This window comes from Streptomyces calvus, assembly GCF_006782915.1.
In the GTDB taxonomy this organism is placed as follows: Bacteria; Actinomycetota; Actinomycetes; order Streptomycetales; family Streptomycetaceae; genus Streptomyces; species Streptomyces calvus.
This window is the reverse complement of sequence record NZ_VCNP01000047.1, coordinates 74,365-87,991: the sequence shown is the minus strand read 5'-3', so window position 1 is coordinate 87,991 and position 13,627 is coordinate 74,365. Positions and strand designations below refer to the sequence as shown.

At 73.4% G+C, this 13,627-nt stretch carries 13 protein-coding genes and 1 tRNA gene; 2 read left to right on the top strand and 12 right to left on the bottom strand.

Annotated elements, in window-relative coordinates:
• Positions 1 to 27: 27 nt before the first annotated feature.
• From FGW31_RS23135 to FGW31_RS35090, 6 genes are all read right to left on the bottom strand, one after another.
• Positions 28 to 100: transfer RNA gene (locus FGW31_RS23135), tRNA-Ala, on the bottom strand.
• 130 nt (positions 101 to 230) lie between these two features.
• Positions 231 to 905, bottom strand: coding sequence for a histidine phosphatase family protein (locus tag FGW31_RS23130; protein ID WP_182674560.1), 675 nt, complete (start codon positions 903 to 905; stop codon positions 231 to 233).
• Positions 896 to 1,342: a ribosome silencing factor gene (gene rsfS, locus FGW31_RS23125; protein ID WP_142195398.1), complete on the bottom strand. Its 447-nt coding sequence runs from the start codon at positions 1,340 to 1,342 to the stop codon at positions 896 to 898. Before rsfS ends, FGW31_RS23130 begins: the two co-directional genes overlap by 10 nt.
• Positions 1,343 to 1,493: 151 nt before the next feature.
• Entirely contained in the window at positions 1,494 to 3,203 is a 1,710-nt protein-coding gene (locus FGW31_RS23120; RefSeq protein WP_142195397.1) for an LCP family protein, read from the bottom strand.
• 16 nt (positions 3,204 to 3,219) lie between these two features.
• Positions 3,220 to 3,858, bottom strand: coding sequence for a nicotinate-nucleotide adenylyltransferase (gene nadD / locus FGW31_RS23115; protein ID WP_142195396.1), 639 nt, complete (start codon positions 3,856 to 3,858; stop codon positions 3,220 to 3,222).
• A 61-nt stretch (positions 3,859 to 3,919) separates the two neighbouring features.
• The gene (locus FGW31_RS35090; RefSeq protein WP_167530096.1) at positions 3,920 to 4,084 is read right to left on the bottom strand and encodes a hypothetical protein; all 165 of its coding nucleotides are present in this window, start codon (positions 4,082 to 4,084) and stop codon (positions 3,920 to 3,922) included.
• Positions 4,085 to 4,453: 369 nt separating this feature from the next.
• On the opposite strand from FGW31_RS35090, the gene FGW31_RS23110 reads away from it, so the two are divergent.
• Complete coding sequence (locus FGW31_RS23110; protein ID WP_142195395.1) at positions 4,454 to 5,635, top strand: M48 family metallopeptidase; 1,182 nt, start codon at positions 4,454 to 4,456, stop codon at positions 5,633 to 5,635.
• A 39-nt stretch (positions 5,636 to 5,674) separates the two neighbouring features.
• On the opposite strand, the gene FGW31_RS23105 is transcribed toward FGW31_RS23110, so the two are convergent.
• The 5 genes from FGW31_RS23105 to proB form a co-directional block, all read right to left on the bottom strand.
• Complete coding sequence (locus tag FGW31_RS23105) at positions 5,675 to 6,745, bottom strand: SCO2583 family membrane protein (protein ID WP_142195394.1); 1,071 nt, start codon at positions 6,743 to 6,745, stop codon at positions 5,675 to 5,677.
• 86 nt (positions 6,746 to 6,831) lie between these two features.
• Positions 6,832 to 7,386, bottom strand: coding sequence for an SCO2584 family spore wall biosynthesis protein (locus FGW31_RS23100; RefSeq protein WP_444545122.1), 555 nt, complete (start codon positions 7,384 to 7,386; stop codon positions 6,832 to 6,834).
• 99 nt (positions 7,387 to 7,485) lie between these two features.
• Positions 7,486 to 8,772, bottom strand: coding sequence for a glutamate-5-semialdehyde dehydrogenase (locus FGW31_RS23095; protein ID WP_142195392.1), 1,287 nt, complete (start codon positions 8,770 to 8,772; stop codon positions 7,486 to 7,488).
• 102 nt (positions 8,773 to 8,874) lie between these two features.
• Entirely contained in the window at positions 8,875 to 9,336 is a 462-nt protein-coding gene (locus FGW31_RS23090; protein WP_142195391.1) for a hypothetical protein, read from the bottom strand.
• Between the two features lie 134 nt (positions 9,337 to 9,470).
• On the bottom strand, positions 9,471 to 10,598 hold the full coding sequence (gene proB, locus FGW31_RS23085) for a glutamate 5-kinase (protein WP_142195390.1): 1,128 nt from the start codon (positions 10,596 to 10,598) through the stop codon (positions 9,471 to 9,473).
• A 233-nt stretch (positions 10,599 to 10,831) separates the two neighbouring features.
• Between proB and FGW31_RS23080 the strand changes: the two genes are divergently transcribed.
• Positions 10,832 to 12,925, top strand: coding sequence for a hypothetical protein (locus FGW31_RS23080; RefSeq protein WP_182674633.1), 2,094 nt, complete (start codon positions 10,832 to 10,834; stop codon positions 12,923 to 12,925).
• On the opposite strand, the gene FGW31_RS35085 is transcribed toward FGW31_RS23080, so the two are convergent.
• Positions 12,900 to 13,625 (bottom strand): hypothetical protein, encoded by a 726-nt coding sequence (locus FGW31_RS35085; RefSeq protein ID WP_182674559.1) that lies wholly within the window; start codon positions 13,623 to 13,625, stop codon positions 12,900 to 12,902. The genes FGW31_RS23080 and FGW31_RS35085 overlap by 26 nt on opposite strands.
• Positions 13,626 to 13,627 lie beyond the last annotated feature (2 nt).

Here is a 13,627-nt window from a genome sequence, read left to right as displayed (position 1 = left end):
GTTCGGATGGTCCGCCCTCTTCTGCTGTGGAGCTAAGGAGAATTGAACTCCTGACCTCCTGCATGCCATGCAGGCGCTCTACCAACTGAGCTATAGCCCCGGGACGCCACTCGCGTGGCCGCCTGGTGTTTCGCCCCGCTCGGCGGGGCGAACAAGAAGAACTTTAGCCTGCGACCTGCCAGAAAGTGAAATCCGGGTCCGGTGGCGTCCCGGGGCGGGCCGGGTGGCGCTCAGTCGTCGTCGCCGAGGACCGGTTCGGGCAGGGTGCCGGCGTTGTGCTCGAGCAGCCGCCAGCCGCGGGCGCCCTCGCCGAGGACGGACCAGCAGCAGTTGGTGAGGCCGCCCAGGCTCTCCCAGTTGTGCGGCTGGAGGCCCAGCAGCCGTCCGATGGTGGTGCGGATGGTGCCGCCGTGGCTGACCACGACGAGCGTGCCGTCCTCGGGGAGCTTCTCGGCGTGCCGCAGCACCACGGGGGCGGCGCGGTCGGCGACCTCGGTCTCCAGTTCGCCGCCGCCGCGGCGGACCGGCTCACCGCGTTTCCACGCCCGGTACTCGTCGCCGTGCCTGGCGATGATCTCGTCGTGGGTGAGGCCCTGCCAGACACCGGCGTAGGTCTCCCGCAGGGCTTCGTCGAGGGTGACGTCCAGGCCGGTGAGCGCGGCGAGCTCGGCGGCGGTGGCCGCGGCCCGCTTCAGGTCGGAGGCGATGATCGCGTCCGGCCGCAGTCCGGCGAGGAGCCGGGCGGCGCGGCGGGCCTGGGCGACGCCGGTCTCGGTGAGTTCCACGTCGGTGGAGCCCTGGAAGCGGCGCTCCACGTTCCAGGAGGTCTGGCCGTGCCGCCACAGGATGACGCGGCGGCCCCGGCGCCCGGTCCCGCTCACCTCACCGGTGGCGCTCACCGCCACTCACCGCCCGGCTCCGCCGCCTCCTCGGCCTCCTGCAGCCGGGCGTGCTCGGCCGCCTTGCCACGGGTGGCCTTGGCGTCCTCGGGCAGCTCCAGCTCGGGGCAGTCCTTCCACAGCCGCTCCAGGGCGTAGAAGACGCGCTCCTCGCTGTGCTGGACGTGGACGACGATGTCGACGTAGTCGAGCAGCACCCAGCGGGCCTCGCGGTCGCCCTCGCGGCGGACCGGCTTGGCGCCGAGCTCCTTGCTGAGCCGCTCCTCGATCTCGTCGACGATCGACTTGACCTGGCGGTCGTTGGGCGCGGAGGCCAACAGGAAGGCGTCGGTGATGGACAGCACGTCACTGACGTCGTAGGCGACGACGTCGTGCGCGAGCTTGTCGGCGGCCGCCTGGGCGGCGGTGTGGACGAGCTCGATGGAACGGTCGGTTGCGGTCACTGCACGGCTTTCGGTCGGCGGGCACTTGCCCTCAAGGGTCTCACGGACCGCAGGGCGCACCCCACGTGTTGACCCGGGGTGCGCCCTGATGCGCCCTGCCTGACGGCGGAGGGGCGCCGTGACGGGCCGGTCCGGCCACGGCGCCGGTCCGCTACGAGCCGGGGTCGTAGTCCTGGCCGAGGACGACCGTCACCCGGGCGTTCGCGGCCACCTTGCCCTGGGTGACGGCGTCGGCGGGCAGCCCCAGCGTCTTGGCGACCTCCGTGGCGTTCTCCTTCTCCGCCGCGTCGGCGTAGACGACCTGCGACGACGCCGCGGGTGCGGTGGCGGTGCCGCCCTCCAGGAAGGTGAAGCCGCCGTTGAGGAGGATCACACGGGCCTTCTCCGTGTTGTCCTTCACACCGGTGGCGTTGCGCACGGAGACGCTGACCGCGGCGTCCTTGTCGGGGCTCTTGGCGGTGCCGCCGAGGACGTCCTCGACCACGCTGTCGCTCGCCTCGGCGGTGAGGGTGCCGTCCTCCTGCACCGGCAGCAGCGCCGTCCGGTGGTCGCCGCCCTTGGCGAGGTCGGAGAGCCGGGCGAGGAAGGCGCCCAGGTCCTTGTCGGTGAGGGGCGGCTCGATGATCTGCCCGAGGGTCTGCACGGTGGTGGTGGCGGCGTCCGGGTCGGAGGTCATCTTGCGCAGGACGCCGTGCATGACCTGGCCGAACCGCTCCAGCTGGGCGTTCTGGCCCTCGCCGGGGGCGCGGTGGGTGGCGTAGGCGACGGCCGCCTTGCCGCTGAGGGTCCGGCCCTCGCCCTTGCGGACCAGGGGCGTCTCGCCCTTCTTCTCGGCGTCCGGGTCGGGCACGTCGGCGTTGGCGTCGATCTCGATGTTGCCGACGAGGTCGACGAGGGTGAGCAGGAACGGGGTGTCGAGCCGCCAGGTGCCCTCGATGTCGGTGCCGAGGGCGGAGTCGAGCGCCGTCCTGGTGCCCTCGGAGCCGTCGTCCTCGACCGACTTGGCGAGCGTGGTGGTGGTGCCGTCGTCGGCGGTGAGGGCGAGGGAGTTGGGCAGCAGGACGGTGGTGCCCTGCTTGGTGGTGGTGTTGTCGACCAGCAGCGCGGTGGAGGTGCCGCCGTTCTTGGTGTCGTGCAGGTGGACGACGATCACGTCGCGTTTCTGGGCGCCCGCGGCCGTGGCGGTGCCCGTGCCGGAGCCGGAGTCGGACAGGCCGGGCAGTTTCCCGGCGTACCAGAGGTAGCCGACGCCACCGACGGCGACCAGGGCGAGGACGACGACCAGCGCGATGATCCGGCTGCGGGCGCGGCGGCGGGCCTCCTCGCGGCGCTCGGTGCGGTTCTCGGTGAACTTGAGCCAGTCGATGACGTCCTCGGAGTCGCCGTCGGGCTCCTCCACGAACGCGAACTGCTCGGTGCGGTACTCCGGCGCGGGCTCGGCGGCGACCGACTCGTCGTCGGCCGGGCCGGCCTGCTGCGGGATGTGCGCGGTCTGCTCGGCGACCCGGGGCTGCTGCCCGGTGCCGGCGCTCGCCTGCTGCCCGTATGGGTCGTACGGGGCGGCCGGATCGCCGGTCTGCTGGGTGCCGTAGGGGTCGTAGGAGCCGTAGGAGGGGGCGGGGCCCGGCTGCTGCGGGGCGGCGGTTCCGTAGGGGTCGTACGAGGGCTGCTGGTGCCCGGTCGTGCCGTACGGGTCGTAGCCGTAGCCCTGCTGCTGGTAACCGTCGTACTGCTGCTGGGGGTGGTGGGTCTGCTGGTCCGTGGCCTGGCGGTAGACGGGCCGGCCGTACTCGTCGTAGCCGACGAGCTCGTACGGTGCGGCCCCGTCCGTTCCGTAGCCCGCGTCGTATCGGTCGTTCACCGGTGCCCCTCTCGGCTCACTCGCCGCGGTACAGCTCGCGCTTGTCGATGTAGCGCACGACTCCGTCCGGCACCAGATACCAGACGGGTTCCCCCTTGGCGACCCTCGCCCGGCAGTCCGTCGAGGAGATCGCGAGGGCGGGAACCTCGACGAGTGAGACACCGCCCTCGGGCAGTCCGGCGTCGGTCAGGTGGTGGCCGGGCCGGGTCACCCCGATGAAGTGTGCCAGGGAGAAGAGTTCCTCGCTGTCGCGCCAGGTGAGGATCTGCGCGAGGGCGTCGGCGCCGGTGATGAAGAACAGGTCCGTGTCCGGGTTGAGGGCGCGCAGGTCGCGCAGGGTGTCCACGGTGTAGGTGGGGCCGCCGCGGTCGATGTCGATGCGGCTCACCGAGAACTGCGGGTTCTCGGCGGTCGCGATGACCGTCATCAGGTAGCGGTCCTCGGCCGCGGAGACCGCGCGGTGGCTCTTCTGCCACGGCTGGCCGGTGGGAACGAAGACGACCTCGTCGAGGTGGAACTGCGCGGCGACCTCGCTGGCCGCCACCAGGTGCCCGTGGTGGATCGGGTCGAAGGTGCCGCCCATGACGCCGAGACGGCGTTTGCCCTGCTTGGCCGGGCCGCTGCCGGGACCGGTAGGCATGTCCTGCTCTCCCATGCGTGCAGACCCTACCGGCCCGGCCTGCCGGGCCCGGTGGCCAGGGCGGCCCGCGACGGGCTCAGCGGTCGCGGTTGAAACGAGTGGTGATCCACAGCAGGAGAAGGAGGATCACCAGGGCGGCGCCGCCGGTGACGTAGGGGCTGAGGCTGTGGTGGTTGCCGCTGTGCTCTCCGCCCTCGGCGGCGAGGGTGACCAACTGGGCAGCGGTGCTGGGGAAGCTCATCTTCGGCAGGACCTATCGCGTGTGGGCGGGACATGGACGTCCGCTCATCGTATGCGGGCGCCTGCGCCCCGCTCACGCCGACTCCGCCGTTGCGGGCGCGGGCCGCCCCGGCGTGCGCTGCCGGGCAACCTCCGGCCGCCCTCAGTCGTCCTTCCGCCTGTAACCGCGCAACAGGAACCACGCGGTGAGCACACACCCCACCACCATCACGATCAGGATCACCCGGAGCAGAATCCCCGCACCTCCTCGGCGGTACCGCCGTCCGCACTGCCCGTCCACGGTAACTCCGCCTAGGCTGGGCCTCGCCGCGGAAGAGCAAAGGGCCGCACAAGGGGCGGCAAAGGTCACTCAGACGCACATGGGGGAAACATGTCCGACGGCCATCAGCACAACGGGCACGAGAGTGTGCCGAGCAGGCAGCGCAGGCGCTTCCCCGGCATCTCCTCGCGTGCGTACGAACATCCGGCCGACCGCTCCGCGCTGGTGGCGCTGCGCAAGCTGAGCGGCTTCGACACGGTCTTCAAGGCCCTGAGCGGTCTGCTGCCCGAGCGCAGCCTCCGGCTGCTGTTCCTGTCCGACTCGGTGCGGGTCTCGGACCGGCAGTTCGCGCACCTCAACGACATGCTGCGGGACGCCTGCTACATCCTGGACCTGGAGAAGGTCCCGCCGATGTACGTCAACCAGGACCCGAATCCGAACGCGATGTGCATCGGCCTGGACGAGCCGATCATCGTGGTGACGACGGGCCTGGTGGAGCTGCTCGACGAGGAGGAGATGCGGGCGGTCGTCGGGCACGAGGTCGGGCACGCGCTGTCCGGGCACTCGGTGTACCGGACGATCCTGCTGTTCCTGACGTCGCTGGCGGTCCGGGTCGCGTGGATCCCGCTCGGCAACTTCGCGATCATGGCGATCGTGACGGCGCTGCGCGAGTGGTTCCGCAAGTCGGAGCTGTCCGCGGACCGCGCGGGGCTGCTGGTCGGGCAGGACCTCCAGGCGTCCATGCGCGGCCTGATGAAGATCGCGGGCGGCAACCACCTGCACGAGATGAACGTGGACGCCTTCCTGGAGCAGGCCGAGGAGTACGAGGCCGGCGGCGATCTGCGCGACTCGGTGCTGAAGATCCTCAACGTGCTGCCCCGCTCGCACCCGTTCACCACCGTGCGGGCCGCCGAGCTGAAGAAGTGGGCGGCCTCCCGGGACTACCAGCGGCTGATGGACGGCCACTACCCGCGCCGGGACGAGGACAAGGACGCCTCCGTGCGGGAGTCGTGGCGGGACTCGGCGAGCAGCTACGCCGACGAGGTGCGCACCTCCAAGGACCCGCTGATGAAGCTGGTCAGTGACATCGCGGGCGGCGCCGGTGACCTGGGCGACCGGGTGCGCCGCGGCTTCGGCGGGTTCACCTCGTCGGCGCCGAAGCCCCCGCGCGGACCGCAGCAGCCGGGCACGTCGTCGGGCTCCTCGTCCGACACGGCATCCGGTACGTCGTCCGGTACGTCGTCCGGGGCGCAGGACGCCCGGGACGAGGAACCGCCGCGCGACGGGGCGTGAGACGCCGGGACCGGTCCGTGCGACGCGGGTGCCGCGCGCTCACACCGCCGGCTGTGCGCCCTCGGCGAGGGAGCCGCACAGCGCCGGGGCGCTGCCCGTGGCGTAGGGGTCGGTGCCGGCGGGGCCGCTCTCCTCGGCGGTCTGGCCGGCGAGCAGCGGGCGCAGCCGGTCGGTCGCGTCCTCGGCGCAGGACAGCGGGCCGGCCTGGACGTAGGCGACGACGAGTTCCGCCTGGTGCAGCCGCAGGTCGTCGCGGTCGAAGCGGAAGTGCAGTTCCCGCCGGACGGTGAACAGCGACGCCTCGGCGTCCCGGTCGGCGCCGGCCGGCCGCAGCGCGTACACGAAGGTGTGGTCGGTGGTGACCTCTAGGGTGGAGGAGTCGGTCTCGGCGGCCTGCATGGTGCCCTGGACCCGGATCCCTCGGTCGGCCAGCTCCACCCGGGAGGGGTCGAAGCGGACCAGCCATCCGCTGGGGGCGTGCCGGCCGTCTGCGGTGGGCCGGTCGAAGCTCTGGTCGAACTGGTCGAGCTGGTCGGAGTCGAGCAGCACCCGCACCGGCCGGGTCCGGTCGCCGGTGAGGACGCCGGGGTCGAGGGAGGACCGTACGAGGTAGTCCTTCGCGGTGATCAGCGCGGACACCACCTGGCCGTCGGAGAAGTGCTCGGTGCGCCGGGAGGCCGGCAGCGGCACCCCCTCGGCACCGGTGCGGAACTGCGCCGCCGGACTGCGCGCGTACAACTGCTCGACGTCGGAGGTGCCGGGCACCTCGCCTCGCGGGGCGAGCGGGACGACGGTCATCCGCAGCGGCTCGACCGCGTGCCGGGCGGCGGGGCCCTGATACGGGTTGCGCACGCCCATGTAGAGGGCGGTGCCGAAGGCGACGGCGATCAGCAGGACCAGGACCAGCGCCTGCCGGGACAGACCCCGGCGCAGCGGCGGACGGCGGCGCACGGCGGGTGCGTGGTCGGCGATGCGTTCCTGGGCGGAGTACTCCTGGAGCCGGGCAGCGCGGACGAAGGACTCGTCGAAGACGACGGACCTGTACTCGTCCTCGCCACCTCCGGGGGCTCCCTCGGGCGTCCCCTCGGGTGGGTCCGAAGGCCCTCCCATATCTTCAGGGTAGGTCCGGGGAGGGTCCCGTAAACGCCCTCGGCACCCCGATTTCTGACAGGTACCCACCAAGCGGGTGGGCGGTCTCAGGGGCTGCTGTGCGGGATCACCGGGACGGCCGGACGGGAGTAGTCGGCCGATGCGGAGGGCGTCGCCGCGCCGCCCTGTTCCAGGCCGGTGGAGGCGGGCGTCGGGACTGGGTCCTCGCGCTGCGATGAGGCGCCCCGGTAGACGGCCGAGAAGGCGAGCGCGACCATCCCGACGCCCATCACCAGGGCGAGCAGCCAGGCCACGGGCCGGTGCCAGCGCACCTGCCTGCCGTACGGTCCCGGGGAGCCGTGGTCGGCGTCCGGGGCGTCGTCCGGGTCGTGTCCGGGATCGCCCCGGTAGCCGCCGTACCCGTCGTCGTAGCGCTCGCCGCGCGTACGGCCCCGGCGGGCCTCGGCCTCGGAGGCCTCGGCCCTGGCCTGCGCGGCGGCCAGGAGTCGTGCGACCGCGGTCGGCTCGTGCACCGCGGCCGCGCGTACGAAGTCCTCGTCGAAGACCACGGAGGCGAACTCTTCGTCCGACACCCCGCGGTCGTGGTCGTCGTCGGGCTCCCAGCCGTCAGGGAACGGCGAACCCCCCACGTCCTCCGGCACGGATACAGAGTAGACCTGGGGGGTCAATTTGGGCAGACCGTATGGAAATTCAACCGCCTGCCGAGACGCGCCGCCCGCCGTCCGGCCGCCGCGCCCGGGTCAGCGCCGTACGTGACCGTCGCCGGTGACGATGTACTTCGTGCTGGTCAGCTCGGGCAGTCCCATCGGCCCGCGGGCGTGCAGCTTCTGCGTGGAGATGCCGATCTCGGCACCGAAGCCGAACTGGCCGCCGTCGGTGAAACGGGTGGAGGCGTTCACCGCGACCGTGGTCGAGTCCACCAACCGGGTGAAGCGGCGCGCGGCCTGCTGCGAGGTGGTGACGATGGCCTCGGTGTGACCGGAGCTCCACAGCCGGATGTGCTCCACGGCCCGGTCGAGGGAGTCGACGACGGCGGCGGCGATGTCCAGGGAGAGGTACTCGGTCTCCCAGTCCTCGGTGGTGGCCTCCACCACGGTGGCCCGCGAGTCCTTGGCGTACGCCATCACCCGCTCGTCGGCGTGCACGGTGACCCCGGCGTCGGCGAGGGCGTCCAGGGCGCGCGGCAGGAACTCGGCGGCGATGTCCTGGTGCACCAGCAGGGTCTCGGCGGCGTTGCACACGCCGACCCGCTGGGCCTTGGAGTTGACCAGGATCTCCACGGCCGTGTCGAGGTCGGCGGCCGCGTCGACGTAGACGTGGCAGTTGCCGGTGCCGGTCTCGATGACCGGGACGATCGACTCCTGCACGACCGTGTTGATCAGGGAGGCGCCGCCGCGCGGGATGAGCACGTCGACCAGGCCCCGGGCGCGCATCAGCTCCCGCACGCTCTCGCGGCTCTCGCCGGGCACCAGCTGCACGGCGTCGGCGGGCAGCCCGGCCCCGCCCACGGCGTCGCGCAGCACCCGCACCAGCGCGGTGTTGGACCGGTAGGCGGAGGAGGAGCCGCGCAGCAGCACCGCGTTGCCGGACTTCAGGCACAGGGCGGCGGCGTCGACCGTCACGTTGGGCCGGCCCTCGTAGATGATGCCGACGACGCCGAGCGGCACCCGGACCTGGCGCAGGTCGATGCCGTTGGGCAGCGTGGAGCCGCGCACGACCTCGCCGACCGGGTCGGGCAGCGCGGCCACGTCGCGCACGTCGGCGGCGATCGCGCGCACCCGCTCCGGAGTGAGGGTGAGCCGGTCGATCATGCCCTCGGCGGTGCCGGCCTCGCGCGCCTTCGCCACGTCCTCGGCGTTGGCCTCGACGATCTCGCTCGCGCGGACCTCCAGGGCGTCCGCGATGGCGAGCAGCGCGTCGTCCTTGGCGGCGCGCGGCAGCGGCGCGAGGTCGGCGGCGGCCCCCTTGGCCCGGTAGGCGGCCTGGCTGACCGGGGACATCGAGTCGTAAGGCGAGAGCGTGGTCATGAGGGAAGGGTAGTGCGGGCGGGCGGACGCGTCGGCAGGCGTCCCACACCCCGAGACATGGCTTTTGCCCGGAAGGCACGAAAGTTTTGCCCCGGAGTGCCCCTAGAACGGATGCACTCCGACCGGCGCCGCCAGGACCGGCCCGTACCCGGCGGCGACCCGCTGGTGGTAGGTGGGCCGGTCGATGACCTCCAGGCCGACGATCTCCCACGGCGGCAGGCCCGCGGTCCGGCGGTGCTCGCCCCACAGGCGCAGCGCCACGGCGGCCGCGTCGTGCAGGTCGCGGGCCTCCTCCCAGTAGCGGATCTCCGCGTGGTCGTCGGCGTAACGGCTGGTCAGCAGGAAGGGGTGGTCGTGGGCCAGTTGCTCCAGGGCCCGCCGGACCTCCGCGGCCGGGGCCCGCCGGCCGGAGACGCTGAGGGTGACGTGCCACAGCCGCGGCAGGTCACCGCCCGAGCCGCCCGGGAACCGGTCACCGGCCGCGACGCCGGTCAGGGCCCGTTCGCCGCCGGCCGCGCGGTCGCCACCACGAGACGCCGTCGTCCCTGGGCGCACTCGTCTCACGACGGCCTCCTTCGCACGCGGACCGGCCCGGGGGTCGGGCGGAATGTGTCCCTGGGACAAAGTTGAGCAGGCCGTCGGGGATCGCGGGGCGCTTTTACGGAACGTCCACCACCGAGGACGGACGTTCGGGCGGATTACGGATGCAGGACCACCAGATCGTCCCTGTGTACGACCTCTCGTTCGTACTCGGGCCCGAGATCCCGGGCGAGTTCGTGGGTGGAGCGGCCGATCAGGAGCGGGATCTCCCGGGCGTCGAAGTTGACCAGCCCGCGGGCCACCGCCCGGCCCTCGCGGTCCCTGAGCTCGACCGGGTCGCCCGCGCTGAACTCGCCCTCGACACCGGCGATCCCCGCGGGCAGCAGCGACTTGCGGCCCTGCACGACCGCGCGCACCGCGCCGTCGTCCAGGGTGAGCGAGCCCTGCGGGGTGGAGGCGTGCTGCAGCCACAGCAGCCGGTCGGCGGAGCGGCGGCCGGTGGGATGGAAGTACGTGCCGGTGTCGCCGCCGGCGAGGGCGTCGGCGGCGTGCACCGCGCTGGTCAGCACCACCGGAATGCCCGCGGCGGCGGCGATCCGGGCGGCCTCGACCTTGGTGACCATCCCGCCGGTGCCCACGCCCGCCTTGCCGGCGCTGCCGATCTCGACGTGGGCGAGGTCGGCGGGGCCCCTGACCTCGGCGATGCGCGAGGTGCCGGGGCGGACGGGGTCACCGTCGTAGACGCCGTCCACGTCGGACAGCAGCACCAGCAGGTCGGCGCGGACCAGATGGGCGACGAGGGCGGCGAGCCGGTCGTTGTCGCCGAAGCGGATCTCGTCGGTGGCGACGGTGTCGTTCTCGTTGACGATCGGGAAGGCGCCCATCGCCAGCAGCTTGTCGAGGGTCCGCGAGGCGTTGCGGTGGTGCGCCCGGCGGCTCATGTCGTCGCTGGTCAGCAGCACCTGGCCGACCCGCACGCCGTAGCGGGCGAACGACGCGGTGTACCGCGCGACCAGCAGTCCCTGGCCGACGCTGGCCGCCGCCTGCTGCCGGGCGAGGTCCTTGGGCCGGCGGCGCAGGCCGAGCGGGGCGAGCCCGGCGGCGATCGCGCCGGAGGAGACCAACACGATCTCCCGCTCTCCCCCGCTGCGCACCTTGGCCAGCACGTCGACGAGCGCGTCCACCCGGTCCGCGTCCAGCCCGCCCGCCGCCGTCGTCAGCGACGAGGAGCCGACCTTGACGACGATCCTGCGTGCCTCGCCCACGGCCTGCCTCGCGCCTGCCACCTTGCCGCCCCGTCCCCTCGCACCGCCACGTCGAACTGAGTCGCTCAGCAGGCAATCTACGGGAAAGGGGACGTGCGGCGTGCCATCGGTCCACGCTGCGGACGGCACCGCGGACGGGGTCCGTCGCGGGCCGGGCCGCCACCGCCGCCGATACGCGCGTGTCGTCCGGAGGCCACCGGGCGTTAACCCGGACGGACGACCCGGTCCGACCCGACGCTCCTGGAGTGACCGCAGTGCCCCTACCCCTGCCCCGCCCGCAGAGCCTCCCGAGGGGGCTGACGACCGCCGTCCTCGGCGCCGTCCTCGGCGCCGCCTTCGTCGCACAGGCGGTGGCGGCGCTCGTGCCGCACGTACTGCTGCTCCTGGTCGCGACCACCGCCTCGCTGGCCGTGGAGGGTGTGCTGTACCGCTGGCAGCGGGGTGCGCTGACCCTGTTCGCCAAGGCCCACGCCGATGTCGCGGTGCGCCATGTGCTGCGGGACCTGCTGCTGGTGGTGGGCCTGCTGCGGCTCGGGGAGCAGGACCGGGAGACGCAGTACGCCCCGCTCGCCGCCGGTCTGCTCGCCTTCTACGCGGCGCACTGCGCGGTGCAGGCGGTGTCCGTGCTGGTGCGCCGCACCCGCACGCTGCCCGTGGTCACCCGGAACATCGACGCCTCGGCCCTGCGACTGTCCCCCGCCCCGCCCGTGCTGCTGCGCCGCCCCGGACCGCGGCTGCTGGTGTTCGGCCTGCCCGCGACGGCCGGGCTGACGGCGACGGCGGTGACCGGCGACGCCCGGTGCGCGGCGGCCGGCGTCGCGCTGTCCCTGGGCTGCACGCTGGCCGGCCTGGCCGCCCTGCTGCTGCGGCTGCTGCCCGGCCGGCGTCCGGCGGGCGAGCAGGAGGTGCTCGACTGGTTCGACGCGTGGCTGGCGGAGTACCGGCCGACGGTCGGGCTGTACTTCTCCGGCGGGGCGTCCTCCGCCTACCAGGCCGGCATGTGGCTGGAGCCGCTGGCCGCGCTGGACGCACGGCCGGTGATCATCCTGCGCGAGCGGTTCATGGTGGCGAGGATCGCGACGACCGACATTCCCGTGGTGTGCCTGCCGAAGGTGTCCACGCTGATGCGGCTGGAGCACTCCACGCTCCAGGTGCTGCTCCACCCCTCCAACTCCGGCAAGACCTCGCAGGTGCTGCGCATCCCCACGATCAAGCACGCCTTCGTCAACCACGGCGAGAGCGACAAGCTGTCGTCCTGCAACCCGTACGCGAAGGCCTACGACCAGGTGTGGGTGGCCGGTCCCGCGGCCCGCGAACGGTACGCGCTGGCCGAGGTCGGGGTCGAGGACAAGGACGTGGTGGAGATCGGGCGCCCGCAACTGGACGCCGTACGGCCGTACGCGGGCCCGCCGGCCGGACCGTACGTCACGGTGCTGTACGCGCCGACATGGGAGGGCTGGGACGGCAATCCGGGCAACACGTCGCTGATCGCGGCCGGCGAGAACCTCGTACGGGCGCTGCTCGCGGACCCCGGGGTGCGTCTGCTGTACAAGCCGCACCCGCTGACCGGCTCGGTCGATCCGCGGGCCGGCGCCGCCGACCGGCGCATCCGGGACCTGATCCGGTCGGCCGACCGGGCGCGCTCCGGCCCGCGTCCCGCGCCGTCGGCCGAACCGGCGCGGTCGGCAGCGGAGCTGGACCGGCTCACCGCCGCCGAGTGCCGGCCGGGCGCCGACCAGGCCGAGCGGATGCTGGTGCAGTCCGCCCCCGAGCCCGGCCGGGCGCAGGCGGTGGCCCGCCTGACGGCGGCCTGGGAGGAGGCGTACTGGGCGGCGCTGCCGCCGTGGGAGCACCGCGTCGTCACGGACGCCCGGCCCTCGCTGTACGCCTGCTTCAACGTCGCCGACCTGCTGATCAGCGACGTGTCGAGCGTGATCAGCGACTTCCTGGCGAGCGGGAAGCCGTACGCGGTGACCAACACCAGCGGGCTGCCGGAGCGGGCGTTCCGCGCGGCGTTCCCGACGGTGGCCGCGGCGACGGTCCTGACCCCGGACGCGGCGGGCGTGCCGGCCCTGCTGGAGTCGGTCCGCCACCCGGAGAAGGACGACCTGTCCGAGGCCCGCGCGCAGCTGAAGCTCCGGCTCCTCGGCCCGGCCGACCCCCCGTCCCAGGAGCGCTTCGCGGCGGCGGTGCGGGCGCTGTGCGCGGCGTCCCGGGAGCACCGCGCGCGTATGGCGGGCCGGCACTCGGCGGAGGTGCCGGGGCAGCGCCGGGTGGCGGCGGCCGCGGCGGGCCCCGCCCGGAGCGAGGCGCCGCGAGGCGTCAGCCACGCACGAGGGCGAGGATGACGCCGGCCGCGACCACGCACCCGAGGACGGCGACGGTGCCGGCGGCCACGCGGCGGCCGGTCATCGCCGGCTGCCCGGGCGGCCCGGGCCTGTGCAGCGGGAACGGCTCGCACCACAGGTGGACGAAGAAGCCGCTCCCCGCCAGCAGGCAGGCGGCGTACCAGTGGCCCGCCGCGGCCCGGCGGTGCCGGCGCAGCCCGGCGAGGGCCAGCACGGTCAGGCAGCACAGCGCCACGGACCAGCGCAGCCACGCCTCGGGGACGAAACGCCAGTAGAGCACCGGCACGAAGGCCGACAGCCCGCCGAGTCCGGCCAGCGGGTCGTCCTCGACGAAGGTGACCTTCTTGCCCTCGGCCCGGAGCGTGCGCCCGACGGACTCCTCGAAGGCGGCGACGCCGCCGGGGCTCAGCGGCAGCGAGGCGAACCGGTGCACGATCTCCTTGTCGCCGAGGAAACCGGAGGACCACCGCGCACGCACTTCCAGCAGGTCGGTCTGCCGGACGTGCACCACGAGCGCGCCGCCCGGGTCGGCGTCACGGGACAGTTCCGTGACGCCGGCGCGGGCGGGCAGCACGTGCGAGAGCGCACTGGCCGTTCCGGCCGTGAGCACGAGGAGCGCGAGCAGCCTGAGCAGGACGCCGACCGCGGCCGGCGGCCGCAAGGCCGTCCTGCCCGGCCGGGAGACCGCGGCCTCACCCATCC

Bases quoted from the DNA above. Each gene is read 5' to 3' on its own strand.
- FGW31_RS23105 (WP_142195394.1), bottom strand. From the start codon at position 6,745: ATGGGAGGGCCTTCGGACCCACCCGAGGGGACGCCCGAGGGAGCCCCC.
- FGW31_RS35090 (WP_167530096.1), bottom strand. From the start codon at position 4,084: ATGAGCTTCCCCAGCACCGCTGCCCAGTTGGTCACCCTCGCCGCCGAG.
- FGW31_RS35085 (WP_182674559.1), bottom strand. From the start codon at position 13,625: ATGGGTGAGGCCGCGGTCTCCCGGCCGGGCAGGACGGCCTTGCGGCCG.
- FGW31_RS23095 (WP_142195392.1), bottom strand. From the start codon at position 8,772: ATGACCACGCTCTCGCCTTACGACTCGATGTCCCCGGTCAGCCAGGCC.
- nadD (WP_142195396.1), bottom strand. From the start codon at position 3,858: ATGGGAGAGCAGGACATGCCTACCGGTCCCGGCAGCGGCCCGGCCAAG.
- FGW31_RS23110 (WP_142195395.1), top strand. From the start codon at position 4,454: ATGTCCGACGGCCATCAGCACAACGGGCACGAGAGTGTGCCGAGCAGG.